The organism is Spirosoma lacussanchae (genome assembly GCF_005870035.1).
GTDB lineage: Bacteria > Bacteroidota > Bacteroidia > Cytophagales > Spirosomataceae > Spirosoma > Spirosoma lacussanchae.
Genome location: NZ_SWJG01000009.1, coordinates 40,253 through 59,651 on the forward strand (window position 1 = coordinate 40,253; position 19,399 = coordinate 59,651).

At 56.9% G+C, this 19,399-nt stretch carries 17 protein-coding genes; 4 read left to right on the forward strand and 13 right to left on the reverse strand.

Going from position 1 to position 19,399, the window contains the following annotated elements:
* Nucleotides 1–6: 6 nt before the first annotated feature.
* The 6 genes from FBR45_RS22375 to FBR45_RS22400 form a co-directional block, all read right to left on the reverse strand.
* Complete coding sequence (locus tag FBR45_RS22375) at nucleotides 7–903, reverse strand: flavin reductase family protein (protein WP_138506500.1); 897 nt, start codon at nucleotides 901–903, stop codon at nucleotides 7–9.
* Nucleotides 890–2,092: a fumarylacetoacetase gene (gene fahA, locus FBR45_RS22380; protein WP_138506503.1), complete on the reverse strand. Its 1,203-nt coding sequence runs from the start codon at nucleotides 2,090–2,092 to the stop codon at nucleotides 890–892. Before fahA ends, FBR45_RS22375 begins: the two co-directional genes overlap by 14 nt.
* A gap of 50 nt (nucleotides 2,093–2,142) precedes the next feature.
* Nucleotides 2,143–2,580, reverse strand: a complete 438-nt coding sequence (locus tag FBR45_RS22385; RefSeq protein ID WP_138506505.1) for a MarR family winged helix-turn-helix transcriptional regulator — start codon at nucleotides 2,578–2,580, stop codon at nucleotides 2,143–2,145.
* Nucleotides 2,581–2,694: 114 nt separating this feature from the next.
* Nucleotides 2,695–3,441, reverse strand: a complete 747-nt coding sequence (locus tag FBR45_RS22390) for a phenylalanine 4-monooxygenase (RefSeq protein WP_262709541.1) — start codon at nucleotides 3,439–3,441, stop codon at nucleotides 2,695–2,697.
* A gap of 64 nt (nucleotides 3,442–3,505) precedes the next feature.
* Nucleotides 3,506–4,630 (reverse strand): 4-hydroxyphenylpyruvate dioxygenase, encoded by a 1,125-nt coding sequence (gene hppD / locus FBR45_RS22395; protein WP_138506509.1) that lies wholly within the window; start codon nucleotides 4,628–4,630, stop codon nucleotides 3,506–3,508.
* Between the two features lie 147 nt (nucleotides 4,631–4,777).
* On the reverse strand, nucleotides 4,778–5,971 hold the full coding sequence (locus tag FBR45_RS22400; RefSeq protein ID WP_138506511.1) for a homogentisate 1,2-dioxygenase: 1,194 nt from the start codon (nucleotides 5,969–5,971) through the stop codon (nucleotides 4,778–4,780).
* A gap of 394 nt (nucleotides 5,972–6,365) precedes the next feature.
* Between FBR45_RS22400 and FBR45_RS22405 the strand changes: the two genes are divergently transcribed.
* Nucleotides 6,366–7,277: a nucleotidyltransferase family protein gene (locus tag FBR45_RS22405; protein WP_138506513.1), complete on the forward strand. Its 912-nt coding sequence runs from the start codon at nucleotides 6,366–6,368 to the stop codon at nucleotides 7,275–7,277.
* Here the strand turns inward: FBR45_RS22405 and FBR45_RS22410 are convergent.
* The 5 genes from FBR45_RS22410 to FBR45_RS22430 form a co-directional block, all read right to left on the reverse strand.
* On the reverse strand, nucleotides 7,220–8,047 hold the full coding sequence (locus FBR45_RS22410) for a DUF937 domain-containing protein (protein WP_138506515.1): 828 nt from the start codon (nucleotides 8,045–8,047) through the stop codon (nucleotides 7,220–7,222). The genes FBR45_RS22405 and FBR45_RS22410 overlap by 58 nt on opposite strands.
* Before the next feature lie 117 nt (nucleotides 8,048–8,164).
* Complete coding sequence (locus FBR45_RS22415) at nucleotides 8,165–8,737, reverse strand: DUF4136 domain-containing protein (RefSeq protein ID WP_138506517.1); 573 nt, start codon at nucleotides 8,735–8,737, stop codon at nucleotides 8,165–8,167.
* Nucleotides 8,738–8,916: 179 nt separating this feature from the next.
* Nucleotides 8,917–10,578: an amidase gene (locus FBR45_RS22420; RefSeq protein ID WP_138506519.1), complete on the reverse strand. Its 1,662-nt coding sequence runs from the start codon at nucleotides 10,576–10,578 to the stop codon at nucleotides 8,917–8,919.
* A gap of 110 nt (nucleotides 10,579–10,688) precedes the next feature.
* Nucleotides 10,689–11,297, reverse strand: coding sequence for a dephospho-CoA kinase (gene coaE / locus FBR45_RS22425; protein ID WP_138506521.1), 609 nt, complete (start codon nucleotides 11,295–11,297; stop codon nucleotides 10,689–10,691).
* Between the two features lie 196 nt (nucleotides 11,298–11,493).
* Nucleotides 11,494–12,375 carry a follicular epithelium yolk protein subunit gene (locus FBR45_RS22430; protein WP_212748647.1) on the reverse strand — a complete coding sequence of 294 codons (882 nt, stop codon included), beginning with the start codon at nucleotides 12,373–12,375 and terminating at the stop codon, nucleotides 11,494–11,496.
* Between the two features lie 278 nt (nucleotides 12,376–12,653).
* Between FBR45_RS22430 and FBR45_RS22435 the strand changes: the two genes are divergently transcribed.
* Nucleotides 12,654–13,694, forward strand: a complete 1,041-nt coding sequence (locus FBR45_RS22435; protein ID WP_138506524.1) for a sugar phosphate isomerase/epimerase family protein — start codon at nucleotides 12,654–12,656, stop codon at nucleotides 13,692–13,694.
* Between the two features lie 7 nt (nucleotides 13,695–13,701).
* On the opposite strand, the gene FBR45_RS22440 is transcribed toward FBR45_RS22435, so the two are convergent.
* Complete coding sequence (locus tag FBR45_RS22440) at nucleotides 13,702–15,051, reverse strand: PQQ-dependent sugar dehydrogenase (RefSeq protein WP_138506526.1); 1,350 nt, start codon at nucleotides 15,049–15,051, stop codon at nucleotides 13,702–13,704.
* Nucleotides 15,052–15,332: 281 nt separating this feature from the next.
* A complete protein-coding gene (locus FBR45_RS22445; RefSeq protein WP_138506529.1) occupies nucleotides 15,333–16,481 on the reverse strand; it encodes a glycoside hydrolase family 18 protein in 1,149 nt (382 codons plus the stop codon).
* A gap of 293 nt (nucleotides 16,482–16,774) precedes the next feature.
* Between FBR45_RS22445 and FBR45_RS22450 the strand changes: the two genes are divergently transcribed.
* Both FBR45_RS22450 and FBR45_RS22455 read left to right on the forward strand, forming a co-directional pair.
* The gene (locus FBR45_RS22450) at nucleotides 16,775–17,383 is read left to right on the forward strand and encodes an NAD(P)H-dependent oxidoreductase (protein WP_138506531.1); all 609 of its coding nucleotides are present in this window, start codon (nucleotides 16,775–16,777) and stop codon (nucleotides 17,381–17,383) included.
* Between the two features lie 28 nt (nucleotides 17,384–17,411).
* Entirely contained in the window at nucleotides 17,412–19,292 is a 1,881-nt protein-coding gene (locus FBR45_RS22455) for a monovalent cation:proton antiporter-2 (CPA2) family protein (protein ID WP_138506533.1), read from the forward strand.
* Nucleotides 19,293–19,399: the final 107 nt, after the last annotated feature.

Genomic DNA, 19,399 nt, shown 5'->3' on the forward strand with positions numbered 1-19,399 from the left:
GGTGGGTTAAGCCGACAGCAGGGTTAGCCAGGCTTCGCGGACGTTGTTCTGGGCGAGAAGTTGTCTGGCGCGGAGGTGAAGCAGGTCGGGCAGGTACTGGCAACCGGTTCGGGCTTCGTTGAAAAGCTCGGTCAGCGTGCCCGACAGGCGATATTCGTTGACCTCGTCGGGCGTGGGCAGGCTGAGCACACTACCCAATTTGCCGAGATCATTACCGGTCAGAATAGCACTGTTTCGTACGGCGGCTGGCAACTGATCGATACCAATGCCCATCTGCGGACGACTTACCTCAAAGAGGGCATCGCCCTGCGCCCGAACATACCAGTCGCCCCCCAGCCGGCCGACGAGATCCATCCGGTGTGGGTCAACGGCGCCTGATGCGCTCAAAAAGCCGTCCTGTACGTGGGCCAGCACGACCTCGCAAATGACCAGCGTACCGGCGCCCGGCCCATCGGCATCGTTATCCGGGCCGACGGGCAGCAGTTGCCGTACGACGCACTCGAACGATACCGGCGACTCGGCCACGCGCGGTGGCCGGACCCGTTCGGAGGGGGCTTCCGTAAAACCTGCCTTGGTGAACTCGCTGACGTGTCGGTCAAACTCGGCACTGGCCAGCGACGTCTGCTCGACCATAGCATGACTGACCATGTTGATAACCACCTCGGGCACCTCCTCAACGTTGAGCAGCGTATGTTTTTTGTGGCCGTGTCGGTTACGACTGGGCGAAAATACCAGTATGGGTGGGTTGAAACCGAATACGTTGAAGAAGCTATACGGCGCCAGGTTCACATGGCCATCGGCACTGATTGTACTGACAAACGCAATCGGACGCGGAGCTACGGCACTGTTCAGGAGCCGGTAGAACTCGTGGGGTTTGAGATCGGCGGGGTTAATGGTGGTCATGCGATAGAGGTGGTTGTATGTCGCCATGCACATCGCCCAGGTCGACCCGAAGGCCGTTCGAAAATCCCCAGCCGCGCAGGCTGATCCGGTCGCCATCGAGCAGGAACGTACGGCTGCTGTTGTTAGGCAAATGCAGCGGGCGGGTGCCGTTCCAGCTCAGCTCCAGCAGTGAACCGTAGCTGCCCGGTTCCGGACCCGACACGGTGCCGGTAGCCAGTACATCGCCTACGGTGAGGTTACAGCCGTTGACGGTATGATGGGCTACCATCTGCGCAAATGACCAGTACAGGTAGCGAGCGTTGGTTCGGCTGATGACGATCCCGTCGGCGTCGTCGGGGGTGTGCAGAACGACTTCCAGTTCCAGATCAAAGGCCGACGGGGAATGGGTACCCTGCAGATACGGGAGTGGAGCGGGCTCCTGAGGCTGCGCGGCTACCCGAAAAGGCTCCAGATCGATCAGCGGTACGATCCAGGCCGACATACTCGACCCGAAGTTTTTCCCCAGAAAAGGCCCCAGCGGCTGGTATTCCCACCGCTGGATGTCCCGGGCCGACCAGTCGTTGAAGAGCGTGATCCCGAAAATATAGTCTTCGGCTTCATCGACGGCAATGGGTTCGCCCAGCGGATTGCTTTTGCCGATAATCAGCCCCAGCTCCAGCTCGAAATCCAGCGCCCGCGACGGCCCGAAAGTCGGCTGACCATCGGGTGTTGGTAGCTGACCGGCCGGCCGGCGGATGGGTGTACCCGACACCACCAGGCTCGACGCCCGGCCGTGGTAGGCTACGGGCAGGTGGCGGTAGTTGGGCAGGAGGGGAGCCGCGTCGGGGCGAAACATCTGGCCAACGTGTTCGGCATGGTAGATGCCCGCGTAAAAGTCGGTATAATCACCGACCCGAACCGGCAGGTAGAGTCTGGCCCGTGTTTCGTCGATGAGTACCTGATCCCGAACGCCGTTCAGGCCCGCTTCGTTGCTGGCCAGCAGCTGCCTGATACGCTGACCTACGGCCCGCCAGACCGGTTTCCCCAGGGCTATGAAATCGTTCAGGGCCGAGCGGGTGAACACGTTGGGATCGAAACCGAGATCGTCGAAAAAACCCAGCAGACCGGCTACTTCCAGATCGAGTATGTGGTTGCCGTATTTGTAGCCCACCCGCGGGCTGCTGATGCCGTAACTGAAAATGCCGTACATAGGAAGAGAACAGGCCGAATGGAGCTGAAACCAGCCCCCGTTCGGCCCCGTCATTCACTTATATTTTGATAGATAGAATCCATGATGCGAACGAAGTGCTGATAGTCTTCTTCGCTGAGTTCGCCCCAGCCTTTTCGTCGCATGGCCGATACAACGGGGAGTACCTCCCGGTGTTTGGCCGCCCCGGCTTCGGTCAGAAAAACCAGAAACTTCCGCCGGTCATCGTCGGCCATCCGGCGTTCGGTGAGCCCTTTCTGGCTGAGCAGGTCGATGATGCGCGTAACCGTAGGCGCATCTTTCGTGGTCATCTCGGCCAGGTTGTTCTGGCTGATGCCGGGGTTTCGGTACAGATGATCAATAACCACCCACTGGTCAACGGTCAGGTCGAAACCGGCTTCGTTAAACTGCTTCTGCAGCGCATTCCGGATCTTCTTGATCGTTGTGTCAATTTTAAAAAAATAGGCCCGGGTATCAGAAGGATGGGTCATGGACTGGGTTATTCAGTGATCACTGGCCCTCACGAACAGGCTGACGCTCGTCGGCTGCGAACCGACAAATGACCATCCGTGACGGCTACTGACGCGAAGCTAACCACTAACGGGCTAACTAACCAATAACCCCTCCAGGGTTGCTTCAATCTCGGGTACCGAGTGGAACAGCTGCTCGTAGGAGTCGATGACGAAATAACGAGCCTGAAAATGATCGATGATATAGGGTGTCTGGAGCAGGGTAGCCACATTATACGGACTGCGTTCGGGCACATTGCTCTCCAGGGCGTAGATCGTCTCGCCCGGCGATGAGAGAATTCCTCCGCCGTAAATACGCAGTCCGTCGGGCTCCTGAATGAGTCCAAACTCAACGGTATACCAGTATAGCCGAGAGATCATGTCGATGGCTTCGGGATGATCTACAAACCGCAGGGCAATCCGGCTCAGGGCAGCCAGAAAATCGCAAAACGACTGATTCGTCAGCACCGGCACGTGCCCAAACGTATCGTGAAACATATCTGGCTCAGGCAGGTAATCGAGCTGGTCGCGGCTGCGAACCCAGGTAGTGGCCGGAAACTGCCGGTCGGCCATTAGCTCGAAAAAGTCACGGTTGCCAATCAGGCCCGGCACCGGCACAACCCGCCAGCCCGTAATGGGGAGCAGGCGTGGATTGAGGTCACGCTCAAAATCGGGGATGCGGGCATTCGGAAAACCCGTAGCCACGATCCCGTCCATATACGCCTGACTGGCCCGGCCCGGCAGGCGCTCCATTTGCCGCCGGAACAGCAATTCCCAGACGGCCTGATCGTCGGGGGTGTATGTCGAATAGTTCTGGATCATGTTGGTGAGTGATGGAGTGATTGGTGATTGAGTGAGAAAGGCCTGTAGTTCAGGTAGTCGATCACCAAGTACTCCATCGCTAAAATTACAACGTTCCCCGCAGCGCCTGTTCCCGTTCGATGGCTTCAAAAAGGGCTTTGAAATTGCCTTTTCCGAACGAACGGGCCCCCTTGCGCTGAATAATTTCAAAAAACAGCGTGGGGCGCGGGCAAACGGGCTTGGTGAAAATCTGGAGCAGATACCCCTCGTCGTCGCGGTCAACGAGTACGCCCAGTGAGCGCAGCGTGGTTATTTCCTCGTCGATCTGGCCAACGCGGTCGGCCAGGGTGTCGTAGTAGGTATCGGGTACGGTCAGAAACTCGACGCCCCGGTCGCGGAGGGACAGTACGGTATCAACGATGTTGTCGGTAGCCACGGCAATATGCTGAACGCCGGGCCCGCCGTAGAAGTCGAGGTACTCTTCGATCTGCGATTTCTTCCTGCCCTCAGCCGGTTCGTTGATCGGAAACTTGACCCGGCCGTTGCCGTTACTCATTACCTTGCTCATCAGCGCCGTATAATCGGTCGAGATATCTTTATCGTCGAAGCTAACGAGCTGTTGGAAGCCCATCACATCCTGGTAGAACTGCATCCACTGGTTCATCTCGTTCCAGCCCACATTGCCTACCATATGATCAACGTACTTCAGACCCGCGTCGGCCGGGCGATAGGTCGGGTTCCAGGCTTCGTAGCCAGGCAGAAACACGCCTGTGTAGTCGTTACGCTCCACAAACAGATGCACCGTATCGCCGTAGGTATGGATGCCGGATCGTACAACATACCCCTTGTCGTCCTGCTCGCGGGTGGGCTCCAGGAACGGGCGGGCACCGCGTCGGGTCGTTTCCTCGAAGGACTTTGTCGCGTCATCGACCCACAGCGCTACGACCCGAACGCCATCGCCGTGTTGATCGATATGACGGCCAATGTCCGAATCGCCATGGAGTGGTGAGGTCAGTACCAGCCGGATTTTACCCTGCTGTACCACGTACGATTCGCGGTCGCGTTGTCCCGTCGACAGGCCGGCATGGGCCACGGGCTGAAACCCGAACGCGGTCTGAAAATAATGGGCCGACTGCCGGGCATTGCCCACATACAGTTCGAGGTAATCCGTACCATTCAGTGGCAGAAAGTCAACAGCCGCAGCTGTTTCTACATAGTCTAGTGTTTCCATGATCGTTTGTTGATGTGATGTAGAGACGCGATCGCACCGGCGCCCCGGCCTTCGCGTCTCCTGTGCGTCAGCCGTTGTTCTCGTCAGCCGGCCTTCCCGTCTCCCATGCGTCAGCTAATGGTAGCGCCAGCCAACCCCTTGCATCGCCTAAGCATCCAGCCACGACTGGTAGTATTTTCCGTCGTCGATGCGGAGCGCCTGTTCGGTCAGCATCAGGGGGCGAAACGTATCGACCATTACGGCATACTCGACCGTTTCCCGTTTGCCGATACTTCGCTCCATCGCGCCCGGTGCAGGCCCGTGAGGGATACCGCCGGGGTGCAGCGTTATATGACCCGGAGCAATGTCGTTGCGTGACATAAAATCGCCGTCTACATAATAGATGACCTCGTCGGAGTCGATATTCGAGTGGTTATAGGGAGCCGGAATCGCCTTAGGATGATAATCGTACAGGCGTGGGCAGAACGAACAAACGACAAACGTGTCGGTCTGAAAGGTCTGGTGGACCGGCGGGGGCTGGTGAACCCGCCCCGTAATCGGTTCAAAATCCTGGATGTTGAAGGCATAGGGATAATTGTACCCATCCCAGCCAACTACATCGAACGGATGCGTGGCGTATACGAGCGAGTGCAGAGTCCCCTGCTTTTTGATCTTCATCAGAAAATCGCCCGTTTCGTCGTGTGTTTCAAGGTCCTGTGGTCGGCGGATGTCCCGTTCGCAGAAGGGCGCCTGTTCGAGCATCTGCCCGAAGTGATTCCGATAGCGCCTGGGGGTGTAGATAGGTGAGTGCGATTCTACGTACAGCAGCCTCGTCTCGGGCGTATCGAACGAAATCTGGTAGATCATGCCGCGCGGAATAACCAGGTAGTCGCCGTAGCCGAACCGGATTTGCCCCAGCAGCGTGCGAAGCGTTCCGGTGCCCCGATGAACGAACAGCAGCTCGTCGGCGTCGGCATTCTTGTAGAAATAGTCGGTCAGCGACTGGCGCGGGGCCGCTACCCCAACGAGCAGGTCTTTGTTGACAAAGAGGGGTATCCGACTGCCAAGGTAGTCGTCGCGATCGGCGGGGGCGGCTGGCTCGGCGTCAAACCCGATCAGTTTCCGCGCCATAATATTTTTCTCGACGGCCAGTTTGGGCGTCATATCTACGCTGCCCAGCACGTCGCGTACCATCGTTGGGCGATGAACATGGTAGAGGAGCGACGACATGCCATCGAAACCGATCGTACCGAAAAGCTGCTCGTAGTACAAGCCGCCTGGACTGCCTGACTGACCAGGCGGTTTCTCAAACTGCGTGTGCCGTTTGGGCGGTATCTGACCGAGTGAGTGATAGAAAGGCATATCGGTGGTGCCGACCCCTCCCGGCTGATGGGTTGTCTGGAATCAGCCGGGAGGGTCGGGCTTTTGTTGGTGAAGCGTAGTTGTTATGACAACTATTGTTGTGCACAAATTTATACTAACAACTATAAAACTTGAATATTGTTCAGATTAAATTTTATAAAAAGATGATAAATAGGCCAGCATAGGGGTAGAAGTCAAACACAGTCCGATCCGGGCCGGTTGTAGAGCAGGCGTCACCGGCGGAGCAGGCTGCCCAACGCCGTCGACAGGCCGTTGCCACAAATCATGGTAAGCGGCTAAAGGGGTTTTCTGTACCTTTGGCCGTGTAATCATTCAGTCCAGAAGCATACTATTCATCTGGTAGCGCGCAGCGTTGCCACTATTGACCACTTTGATGCAACCTACCCTTTTAATTCTGGCAGCCGGTATGGGCAGCCGTTATGGCGGAATCAAACAACTCGATCAGTTTGGTCCGCATGGCGAAACGATTATTGACTATTCGCTTTTCGATGCCATCCGAGCCGGCTTTGGCAAGGTCGTTTTCATTATCCGGGAGGAATTACGAAACGACTTCGACGAGATATTCGGGAAAAAATTAGCGGGAAAAATCGAGGTAGACTACGCCATTCAATCGCTGGGTGCCTACGTTCCCGAGGAGCTGGGTGAGGTTCGGCGCACCAAGCCCTGGGGTACGGGCCATGCCATGTTATGCGCCAGGGAGCACACGACTACGCCCTTCGCCGTAATCAACGCCGACGACTTTTACGGGCTTGAGGCTTTTCAGCTGATCGGCAACTTTCTGGCCACCGACACCGAAGATGATCTACACGCCATGGTTGGTTACGAAGTGCAGAAGACCCTGTCTGAAAATGGATCTGTTTCGCGGGGCGTTTGTACGGTAGATGCGTATGGCCACCTGGCATCGGTTATCGAACGGACCAAAATTTACCAGGAAGAGCAGGAAACCACTGGCCGGCGGATTGTTTTTGAGGAAAACGACGACCGGACGCCCCTCTCGCCCGATACGCCGGTGTCGATGAACTTCTGGGGGTTCAAGCCCAGCGTATTTCCGCTGGTACAGAAACAGTTCGAGAGTTACGCTATCGCCAACATCGACTCGCCCAAAGCCGAGTTTTATATTCCAACCGTGATGACCAATCTGATCCAGACCGAAACGGGCCGCTGCAAAGTGTTCCGCAGTCAGTCAGAATGGTTTGGAGTGACCTATCCCGATGACAAGCCGACGGTTCAGGCCGCTCTCAGGCAGCTACACGATGAAGGCGCGTACCCCGATACCTTGTGGTAGTCGGTCGGATTGTCGCGTCGGCAAGCCCTGACCATGAAAACAAATAGAGCGGACCCCAGGAGCAGGATCAGCCAAGGCAGCCACTGACCTCCCTTATCCTCCTGTGGGTGCGCCTGAAAATAGGGCAGCACGTCTTCCGAACGAGTTGAGGATACGAGCGTAGCCCGGTCACTACTACCCGTCCATTCGGCGGCAGTAGCGACCGGGCTATCCATAAATGTCAGACCCGGAATAGTACGCAGGTAAAGCAGAAAATCAGCGGGCATGGCGGCCTGCAGGCTACCGCCGTCGGAGCGGGTCAGTACGGACGGCTCGCTGGTGGTTAGTTTGCCCAGCACACTCAGTAAGACCGAACTGGTCAGGCTAAGGGTTGCTGCGGCAGATGATGGTCGAACGGAACTATACTCCGCCAGCGAATTGATGAGTAGGTCGGCGGTTGGGCCGAAGAGACTGGCTGTAATGGAAGAGCCGGTTGCCAGCAACCTGTTTAGCTGACCGCTGCTGCCGCTCAGCATCCCTAAAAGGCTGTCTTCTGACTCATCGTCTCCGGCGGGGGGCATTACCGAGTTGACCTGCTTTATCATGTCGGTCAGCAGGCTGTAGCCTCCCGGCTCCGTTATGCTTTGTGTCAGTTGACCTAATACCGTTGGTAACGCACCGAGCACGGCCTTGCTGATAGCCGGTGAACTTTCGCCCAGATGCGTACTCAGCTGATCGATAACCGGTTTATTCAGGCGTTGTTGGGCAAGGTCAAATACAGTAGTCATCATGTCGATACGGGTTGGGCGGTCGGCAAAGCCGCACACAAAAAAGCCGTTGTCGCTTTTGTCGGCGACAACGGCTTTTAAGACTACTTACTATATGGTTGGTAACGCCTTTGGCGGAGGTTAACTTTTTCGCTCCGGGAATTTCTCAACGATACGTTCGACTTCTTTGGTCAGCTGAGCCGCAATGCGGGCGGGGTCACCGATGGCGTTCTGAACCGATCCGCGCCATACCAGTTGACGAGTCCGGGTGTCAACCATGTCGACCACGACCGTACCGGCCTGGTACTGCTCCTGGGTATACTGTTGACCGCCCCAGCCCCACCAGCCAGGTCCCCAGCCCCCATAGCCCCAGCGGCCCCAACCCAGATAGGGACCGTAGAACGGCGACGTGGGAGTCGCCACGGTGCGGGTTTTATCCTCTACGAAAAAATGGTAACCAACCAGCAGGTCTGGACGGGAACGAACCGGTTTCAGGCCTTTCTCCGACAGCACCCGGCTTAAGGTGTTCTCTACGCTCTCGGTGGCTAACTGATTATAATAGAGGGGGTTTTTGCCTGCTTTAATGTCTGAATCCATCCAGGCATAGGTCCGGTATTTACTGAAATTTACGCGGCTGTTGCTATCTACCGTTACCCGGGGTGCGCAGCCGATCATAGCCGTCAGCAGGACGGCTACCAGCATGATTCGCTTCATAACGTTGTGTTGTTTTATTTCTCTACTAAACTAGTAGGAATATAAAAAGTTTCGTAGAGACGCGATCGGACCGGCGCACCGGTCCTCGCGTCTCATGTCCGGATGGTATAATTGCGCGTCAGCAGGTCTTGTAATTACAATTCATGGCTGACGCGAAGGAGACGCGAAGGATCGCGTCTCTACAAAGCTGGGTGCTTTTTGTGCCAGGCGGTGGCGTCCTGGTAGGCTTTGGCAACGGCCAGCAGCTTGCCTTCTTCATACAACTGACCCATAAAGGTGATGCTGGTTGGCAGGTTCTGTTTGGTGAAACCATTGGGAAGTACCACACACGGATGGCCCGTCAGGTTGGTCAGCGTCAGGTTGCCGCCTGCGTAGGTGGGTGCTATGTACACGTCAATCCGGGCATTTTTGAGAACGTTGGCCATGTCATTGATAAGTTTGGTACGAGCCCGGTTGGCCTGTATGTACTCCACCGCCGGAATGAATCGCGACGACCGGAACTCGTTGGGCCAGGCGTTTTTGACCTGCCGGACCATCTGGTCGTCACGCCCCGAGCGCGTCAGCTCATCGAAAGCCGCGGCTGCCTCTGCGCCCAGTACAAAGGAGATCCGGCCGGGGGGCACGTCGTCGGGCAGATCGATAGGGACCAGCTCCGCCTTCAGCTGACGCAGGGTCGCCAGCGTGAGCGAATCGTTGGCGCGGTTGGGGTAGTTGCTGGCAAAGGCTTTCCGCACGTAGCCAATCCGAACTCCCTGTAGCGAGGTCAGGGGCGCATAGCGGAACGGAGCCGTCACCACAGTAGGGTCATTGGCGTCGGGGCCGTAGATGGCATTGAACACCAGCGCGCAGTCTTCAACCGTTCGGGCAATGGGGCCGATCTTATCCATGCTCCAGCTCAGCGCCATAGCTCCGTACCGGCTAACCCGCCCAAACGTTGGGCGGAGACCCGTTGTCCCGCAGACCGTAGAAGGCGATACGATAGACCCCAGGGTTTCGGTGCCGATTGCGAACGGAAACAAACCCGCCGATACCGAGGATGCCGACCCTGCCGACGAACCACTGGACCCCGTTTCCGGCTTCCACGGATTGCGTGACATACCGCCGAACCAAACGTCACCCCAGGCCAGCTCGCCTACGGCCATCTTGGCGCAGAGAACGGCACCTGCTTCTTCGAGCTTCCGGATTACCGTAGCATCGGTGTTGATCGTCTGGTCTTTATACGGTACCGAGCCCCAGGTCGTTTTATACCCCCGTTTGGCCAGCAGATCTTTTACCCCGTACGGAATACCATGGAGCGGCCCCCGAAACCGGTTGCGCCGGATCTCTTCATCGGCCCGGCGGGCCTGCTGAAGGGCCAGGTCTTCGGTGATGGTGATGGCACAGAACAGCGTCGGGTTGTATTTTTTGAGCCGCTCGATGAAAAAGGTGGTCATCTCGACCGACGTCATCTGCCTGGTCCGCAGCAGGTAGCCCAACTGGCCGATGGTGTAATAAGGAAGATCATTGCGGTTCAGCGTAAGCTTACCGGCGGGCGATGCACTGAACGACGACGGACCGGTGGGTAGTTTGAACCCCGTTGGCTGGGGGTTGAAATACAGGGCCGGAGCTACCTCATTAGGCAAGTCAACCTTGCGAAGCGCGTCGTAATCGGCACGCTGGTCGTTGAGGTTAGCCAGCATGGAGTCGCGCTCCGCTGCCGTGAAATCAAGGCCAAACAGTCGGCTAGCTATGTCGGCCATGTCGGCAGTGATTGGTTTTCGGGGCTCATCGGGGGCCATTACGAAGGCGCCCAGCAGGAAGCTGCCCGCGCAGGCAGCCATAATACGTAGCGTTTGTTTCATCAGTGTACCAGTAGGCTGGTGTATAATCCGGTGTTATCTGGTTGGGGTAAATGATCTGTTTAGGCCGGGACGCAGGGGGCAATATCCCTCAACTTACGCCGGCAAAGTGGTTAAACCGCTGATTGGGCCGAAAAAACAGCGTGTAACGACAGGATCTGGGGGAGCAGCAACCGGCTCTCGTCGTTGTCAAGTACGTAATCAGCCAGTTGTCGCCGTTCGTCGTCGCTGATCTGCCGACGGATGATGTGCTGAATCTCGTCGTCGGAGCGGTGCGGGTCGCGCTGGCGTATCCGTTCGATCCGCACCGCTACCGGAGCCTGAACCACAATTACTTTATCGAGCGAGTTACCATCGCCCGCGGCCCGCATCAGGGCGGCTTCTTTGATCACGTACGGCTGGCTGGCATGCTGACCAACCCAGGCTACCGTATCGGACAGCACCCGCGGGTGAATGACGGCATTCAGCTGAGCCAGCCGCGCCGGATCGGCAAATACCTGCGTGGCCACCCAGGCCCGGTTGTAACGCCCCCGCGTGTCGTAGGCCAGCGGGCCCAGCACCCGAACAATATCGGCTTTCAGGATGGGATCGTGTTCGGTAAGCCATTTGGCTCGTTCGTCGGCTTCGTATACCGGAACGCCCAGGGCTTTGAATACCCGACAAACCATACTCTTGCCGGAGCCAATGCCGCCGGTTACGCCAATCTGAAGAGGGTGTTTCATGTGTCCGAAAGCAGTGTCTGATCGGCCCGATACATTGGCCGACCTGCTCAATAGGAACGCAAGTTAATCGACGCAAGGATGGACTCGAAGCGCTGCTACCTTACTTATGATATACCGACACAAAAAAGCCCGGCGCACCCGAACAAGTGTTCGGGTGCGCCGGGTCAACGTGCTCTGGATACTGATCGGCGCTGGCTCAGGCAGCTACCAGGTCGGCCGACTGCGTAGTTAGGTCAAGCGTTTCGAGAACATGCTTCGTAGACGGGTCTACCAACTCGATTTTACCGTTGGTGAAGAAGCCAATTTCGATCGTCTCGGTTATCTGGTAGGTGGTCTGCAAATTGGCAGCCTGCATCACATTGTTGATCGGCAAGGCCCAGAAGTGATGCCCCTTGAAGGTACCTCCGTAGTTCACGGCCGTAACGCCGGTGAGCGATACCTGATACTGCACCTGTACATGCATCGACCCTTTACTGGCCGACAGCTGGGCAATGACGCTCTGGCCGGGGTCCAGCTCGACCGTAACGGCCTGCTCATTACCCATGGTGGTCGAACTGCTCTCAGAACCGCCCTGCCCAAACGAGGCATTGAACGAGAACGACGTTTCGCCTTCGGCCTGCGCGCCCAGAATGTTAATCCCGTAGCTGATCGATTGGCCTACTTCAAAGCCGTAGGTATTCGACCAATTGGTTTCTACCGTGTCGGTGACCGACTGCGAAACGCCTACCGTGAAGCTACCCCGAACACTACTGTGGTTGCTGAACTCCTGCGTGCCGACAATGACGGGCTGCGAGGTGATGCCCAGTATCTGAGCGTTGAGCACCGATAGTACCGTTTGCACCTGAGGCCATCCGTAAGTGGCGTACAGGTCGCCCCAGGGGGTAGGGCTGTGTAGAAAAGCATCGTCGGGAGCCTGGCCAAAATAGGCCGCCACCGCCTGCTTCAATGGCCCGTCGGTAATGCCGAACTGAGCCCGCTCCTGATCGGTGATAATGTGCATAATCGTACCCGATGCACTAACCTGTGGATTTTGGTTTTCCAGCCCCGCTGTAATACCAATGTTAATTCCTGCTGCCATAATTTGGTTAATTTGAGGTTTAAGAAAAATTGAAAAAGTAATATTTTATGTACAAATATTAATTAATGTAAATATAATGTCAATAAGATCTATTGAACGGATAGATTATTGTTCTGGTATGTATACCCCCGCAATAGGTGGGCGTGTAGTGTAGATACATGGGCTGTTGAGTGGCTGTCGTTACGAAAGTGCCGGGCTCGGGCGGGGTCGTAAAAGTATGTGTGTGATAGCGTCAGCCTTTTAGCGGCAAACCGATTGCTAAACCAGGAACCCTTATTATGAAAACGCATCAAACACGCCGAGCCTTTCTGGGCACAACCGCCACCCTCGTTTCGGGAGCGGTGATAGGAAGCAGTAAGTTGTTCGGAGCCCCTGCGCTCATCCGGAGTCTGGGCGATAAACCTAACTCCATGATGGGTGGGGTACAGATTGGGGTAATTACGTACTCGTTCCGGGAAATGCCCGATCAGAGTGCCGAGGCTACGCTCAAATACGTACTCGACTCGGGCATCAGCGCTATCGAGCTTATGGGCGGTCCGGCCGAGTCGTTCGTCGGCGCGCCGACAAATTCGGTCGATATGCGGGCGGTATTCCCGCTAATGCGGAAACGTCGCGAAAATCAGCCGCTTACCGACGACGAGCAGAAGACGCTGGCCGAAGCCGAAAGCCAGATGAAGGCCTACCGGGCCGAGATGGCCAAATGGCGACTGTCGGCACCGATGGCCAAATTCGAGCAGTTGCGGAAGATGTATAAACAGGCAGGGGTAAGCATTTACGGCTTCAAGCCGGATGCCTTCGGGATGCAGAGCAGCGATGGTGAGATCGACTACGGCATGCGGGCAGCCAAAGCACTGGGTGCCAATCAGGTTACTCTCGAACACCCGGCCAACGATGCGCATACGCTCAAGCTGGGGCAGATGGCCCAAAAACACGGGATACGCGTGGGATACCACGGTCATGAACAGCAAACGCCTACGTTCTGGGACACCGCCCTGGCACAGTCGCCGGGAAATGCGATGAATTTCGACCTGGGTCACTACCTGGCCGCTGGTCAGCCCGATCCGTTGGGCCTGATCCGGCAGAAACACGACCGCATTGCCAGTATGCACATCAAAGACCGACAAACCCCGGCGCATGGCAAAGGCAATCTGCCGTGGGGACAGGGCGACACCCCCCTCACCGATGTGCTGAAACTGATGCGCGAGCAGAAATACACCTTCCCGGCCACGGTTGAGCTGGAATATCAGATTCCCGCCGGGTCGAACTCGGTGGCGGAGGTGAAAAAATGCGTCGAGTTCTGCCGGAATATACTGAGCTAGTGCCGGTCTATTCGTAAGGATAGGTCAGTACACCACCAGCCAGGAAGGACAGGGTACCCTGTAGCACCAGCGACCGTAGCGGGGCCGCCTGCCCTACGGTGACCCGGTGGGTACTGGCAATGATTACATCGCGACTGGCCGTAGGAACACAGGTACAGTCCCAGGTGGCGGGGTCGTGCCAGTTGCCGGACTGCACACTCCTGATGGCATCGGTCCCGACCTGATAGATCGTGCCGGACAGGAATGAGAGTACGTACAACTCCCCATCGGTGCCTTCGCCGAACGAAACCAGGTTCGCTACGGTAGCCGCCTGAGTCACGTTCTGGTAGGTTCCGGTAGCTGCGTTCCGGCGTAGCGTCCAGATGGTTCCCTGCGACCAGTCGCCGTAAACGTACCAGCCGTAGAGCGACGGGTAACGGCTGCCCCGGTACACGAAACCACCCGTGATGGACGCGGTTTTGTTGCCATTATTGTTGTAAGCGGGGTAGTCGAGCAGGGGCGTTACGAAGGAAGCCGTGTTGGTACAGCCGGTGCTGATATAGGGATGCGACCCTTCGTAACACCGCCAGCCGTAGTTCTGCGGAGCAGAAGCCCCAGCGGGCATGAAGTTGAGCTCATCCCAGCCGTCCTGCCCCACATCGGCAATCCAAAGGTCGCCGGTGAGCCGGTCGAAGCTCCACCGCCAGGGATTTCGCAGTCCGAGGGCGTAGAGAGCGTCAGGCACGCCATCGGTCGGGCTGGCGTAGGGGTTGGTGGGCGGAATGGCGTAGGGCGAGCCGCTGTTGACATCGATACGCAGCAGTTTTCCGAAGGGGCTCTGCAGGTTCTGCGCGTAGCCGTTCGGGTCGCCGATCGAGCCCCGGTCGCCCCGTTCCGAATCGCCGGTGGTGATATAGAGGTAGCCGTCGGGGCCGAAAGCCATCCGCCCGGACCGGTGCCCCTCGCCCGGATAGGGAATGGTCAGGATAATCAGCGCTGAGGTCGGATCGGCCCGGTTGGGGTCGGTGGTATGGCGGGTGTACCGGGCTACTACCCCTGCTTTGTCAGACTTTCGAAAATACTGGATGTACAGATAGCCGTTGCTCGCGTAGTTGGGGTGGAGACACAGGCCAAAGATGCCGTTGTATTCCAGATCCTGCACCAGATTGCTAATGTCGAGGTAAGGAGTTGGGTTCAGGACGCCGTTGCTGATCAGCCGGACCTGGCCATTAGCCTGGCCTACCAGGAACGTAGTGGCATCGATAGACGTCAGATCGACTGGATGAAAAAGGCCCGTGGCGTAGGGGGTAAGCCGAATAACCGGTGTCTGGGCTACTGCGGTAAGCGTAGCCAGCCAAACAAGAATAAAAAAGCGCATGAACGAAACAAGTGATTATCAGCTGGATCGTAGAATGTATGTCCTGTACATATACATACTACTATAATGCTTTTTCGTCACCTGTTACCTGCTGTTGATTCGATCGGTAGCCAGTACGAATTGACCTGCCGACCGAAAACCGAGGCATAAGCAGGCCAAACCCGGCCCATTAATTATCAGGTAGTAACGCCAGCAGCCCGACCTTTCAGAAAGGTCGGGCTGCTGCTATGCCATTCGGAAGAACGAATGAACCGGGCCCTGGGGCTTTTAGCTGCGGCTGGTTACTTCGACTTCCTGTTTTTAAGAAATCCGTCGGAGAGCTTGTTGAGCAGCTTATCCTGCTGGAGGTCATAGAGGTATTCCCAGAACATAACCCCGGCCAGCCCCTTCGTCTTGACGTACTCTATTTTAGGCACAAACGATGCTTCGTCGGCGTAGGAAACAAACTCGTGGGTGTTTGGATTCCAGAGGTAGGGGGCCATGGCCTCCTTGTCCCAATAGCGAACGAAGCCGTTTTTATTGATGTAATCGGCCACCAGCTTATCGTAGCTGATAAACGAATGCTTACCGGTTGAGGGCTGGTACAGGCCGTTGTCCTTGTTGGCTACGTTGGCCCAGCCCCGCCCGTAGAACGGGATGCCCAGTACAATTTTGCTGGCCGGCACCCCCGCCCGGATGTGGCCTTCTACCCCGTCGGCACTACTGTTGCGCGACTGGTTTCCGGTTTTCGACTGGTAAAGGTTACTATGGTGGCCCGTTACTTTATCATTGCCGTGGTAGATGTCATAGGTCATGATGTTGACGTAGTCAAGATACTGCTGGGCCTTGCCCAACTCGGTATGGTTTACAAAAGCCGTATCGACGCCGGTAGCCGTAGTCAGCAGGTAGTGGTTTGCGCCCGTGCGCCGATCCTGCTGGCCCTGCTGGTCGAGTCCATCGCGCAGGGCTTTCAGCAACAGGGTGTAGGTTTGTTTGTCCTCTGGCCGGTAAATATTATCTGCTCCGACCTGCGCCGGGTATTCCCAGTCGATGTCGATACCGTCGAGCTTGTGTTTGCGGAGCAGGGATACGGCACTGTTCGTGAATTTCTGGCGCGCCTGGTCGGTCAGGGCCACGTCGGAGAAGTATTTGCAACCGCCCCAGCCGCCGATGGAAAGCAAAATTTTAAGGTCTTTGTTGATGGCTCTTAACGAGGTAAGTGCCGCCAGATTTGCCGAGTCGCGGGCGGTCAGGGGAGCCAGTTCGCCGTTCTGGGCCGGTACGGCAAAGGCGTAGTTGATATGGGTCAGTTTGTTCGGGTTGATCTGCTCTTTGGTCCAGCCTTCACCGGTTACGTATCCAATGATGACGTATGATTTACCAGACGAAGACTGGGCGTACCCGATGCGGCACAGAACGAGCAGCGCCAGAACAAGAAGCGAGTTTTTCATGGAGGTTTATACGATATGTCGTTTGCGTCCATAAGGTACAAATAGTTTGTAAAAAATTTTAATAATTACCATTCCAGCATAAGTTGTTTTCGGTGCTTTCTTTAAATTTCTGAATGGCAGGCCGTAAGTCGTTGGCCAGAAGCCTGATTCGCGCTTACTTTAGAAGCCAGTATCTGCTGAGGGGCTGCTGACCGGAAGAGCCGCCTGGTTGCGCTTGTCGGGCGGGCAGATGAATTATCTGAAGCGGGCTTGGGTTGTGTAGCCAACAGATCCTCCATGTAGCGTTTGACAGTATGGCACGAGTGTTAATCCAGTTTGCCCATCCGGTCCTGAGCAAATCCAGGGTGCATGCCGCCCTGATCCGCCATTGTTCCAGCCTGAATAATGTCACCGTCAACGACCTGTACGAACGGTATCCCGACCTGTATATCGACGTGGACCGGGAGCAGCGGCTGCTGCTGAACCACGACATTATTGTTCTCCAGCACCCGTTTTACTGGTACAGCAGCCCGGCCATTATCAAGCAATGGTTCGATCTGGTGCTGGAACACAACTGGGCCTACGGTTCGCAGGGCCGGGCTCTGGTCGGAAAAAAAATGATGAATGTCATTTCGTGCGGAGGAAGCCGGGAAGCGTACAGCGCTACGGGCTTTAACCGCTATACGATCAACCAGTTGCTGTATCCGTTCGATCAGACGGCCGTTCGCTGTAACATGAGCTACCTGCCGCCCTTTGTCATTCACCAGACGCACCGGATTACCGACGAGCAGCTGCTGGCCTATAGCGAGGAGTTTCGGCTGATGATCTCGGCCCTGGCCGATGAGCGTATCACGCCCGAGGCCTACGGACAGGTACAGTATATGAATGATCTGCTGGCCGATCTGAGCCGCCAGCCTATATAAGTACGCCACTCACTTACTCTCGTTCTGTATGCAGGAAAGCTTCTTCTTTCAGGCTATGGTCTATCTGGCCGCAGCGGTTGTTATGGTCCCTATTGCCAAAAAAATAGGGTTGGGTTCGGTGCTGGGTTATCTGCTGGCCGGGGTGCTCATTGGGCCCGCCTGCCTGCAGTTCATTGGGCAGGAAGGCACCGATATCATGCACTTCGCCGAATTCGGGGTGGTCATGATGCTGTTCGTGATCGGGCTCGAGCTGGAGCCTTCGCGCCTGTGGCGACTACGCAAGGCGATTCTGGGTATGGGTGGTATACAGATTGCCGGTACGTCGGCGGTGGTGACGGGACTGGCTGTGCTGGCCGGTGTTGACCTGAAGCAGGCGCTGGTGCTGGGTATGATCCTGTCGATGTCGTCGACGGCTATTGTGCTGCAATCGCTCAACGAAAAAGGATTGATGCAGACGGCTGCCGGCCAGGGCTCGTTTGCCGTGCTGCTGTTTCAGGACATTGCCGTCATTCCGATGCTGGCGTTGTTTCCGCTGCTGGCCACGGCACCCGCCACCGGTACCGAAGGCGGTGCTCACGGGGGTGCTTCCCCGCTCGACGCCCTGCCCGCCTGGGCGCAGCCGATTGCGGTGCTGAGTGCCGTAGCGGCCGTTATTATCGTCGGGCGCTACCTGACGCCCCCGCTGTTTCGGATCGTGGCCAAAACCAACATGCGGGAGTTGTTTACGGCTACAGCTCTGCTGCTGGTGGTAAGTATTGCGGTGCTGATGACGGTAGTAGGACTGAGTCCGGCGCTGGGTACGTTTCTGGCGGGGGTGGTGCTGGCCAACAGCGAGTACCGCCATGAGCTGGAGAGCGATATCGATCCCTTCAAAGGGCTGCTGCTGGGGTTGTTTTTCATTGCTGTCGGGGCCTCCATCGACTTTGACCTGATTATGGCCAACCCGGTGCTGATCCTTGGTCTGGTTGTAGGTGTGATGGTCTGTAAGCTGGTGGTGCTGCTGGGCATCGGCAAGGCGTTCACCCTCTCGACCGACCAGAATCTGATCTTCAGCTTCGGCCTGTGTCAGGTGGGTGAGTTTGCGTTCGTGCTGTTCAGCTTTACGACCCAGGAGGGAATCCTGCCGAAAGAGCTGACGGATATCATGACGGCGGTAGTGGCCATCAGCATGGCCTTTACGCCCCTGGTCATGCTCCTGAACGAGAAGCTGCTGCTGCCCCGACTGGGCGTTCGGGAAGCCGACACCCGCGAGAGCGACGTGGAGGACGGCGACAACCCGGTCATCATCGCGGGCTACGGCCACTTTGGCAACACAGTAGGCCGGTTTCTACAGGCCAACAACGTAGGTACTACCGTTCTCGACATCGACAGCGACAACGTGGACTGGCTGCGCCGGATGGGCTTCAAGGTCTATTACGGTGATGCGAGCCGACACGACCTGCTGGAAATAGCGGGCGCGGGCAAAGCCAAGATCATTGTCATTGCTATCAACGACCCCGAAAAACGGCTCGAACTGGTCGAAACGATCAAGAAGCATTTCCCCGATCTACACATCCTGGTCCGGTCTACCAATCGCTACGATGCGTACGACCTGATGAATGCCGGTATGCTGCACATCTACCGCGAAACCCTCGACACGAGTCTGCGGCTGGGAGTCGACGCGCTTACGCTGCTCGGCTACCGCGCCCACGAAGCCACACGGGCCGCCAGAACGTTCTTTACCCACGACGAGCGGACCTTAAAACGACTCTCGGCCATCCGCAACGAAGACGAGTACGTCAGCGCGGCCCGCGAGTCGATGGAAGAGCTGGAGCGGGTCATCCAGGCCGACCGGAGTGCGCCCGACCTGCGTATCGATGAGGGCTGGGGCGAAGAGAGCCTCATCGCCGACGCCAACAAAAATTCCTGAACCCGCCTGGGTTTCGGCACAACCGCACAGACCACGGCGGAGACTGCGCGTCCTTGCACAGAACCGGACCGGTGCATGCAGTGGTATACTCGTAAAGTAGGCTGATG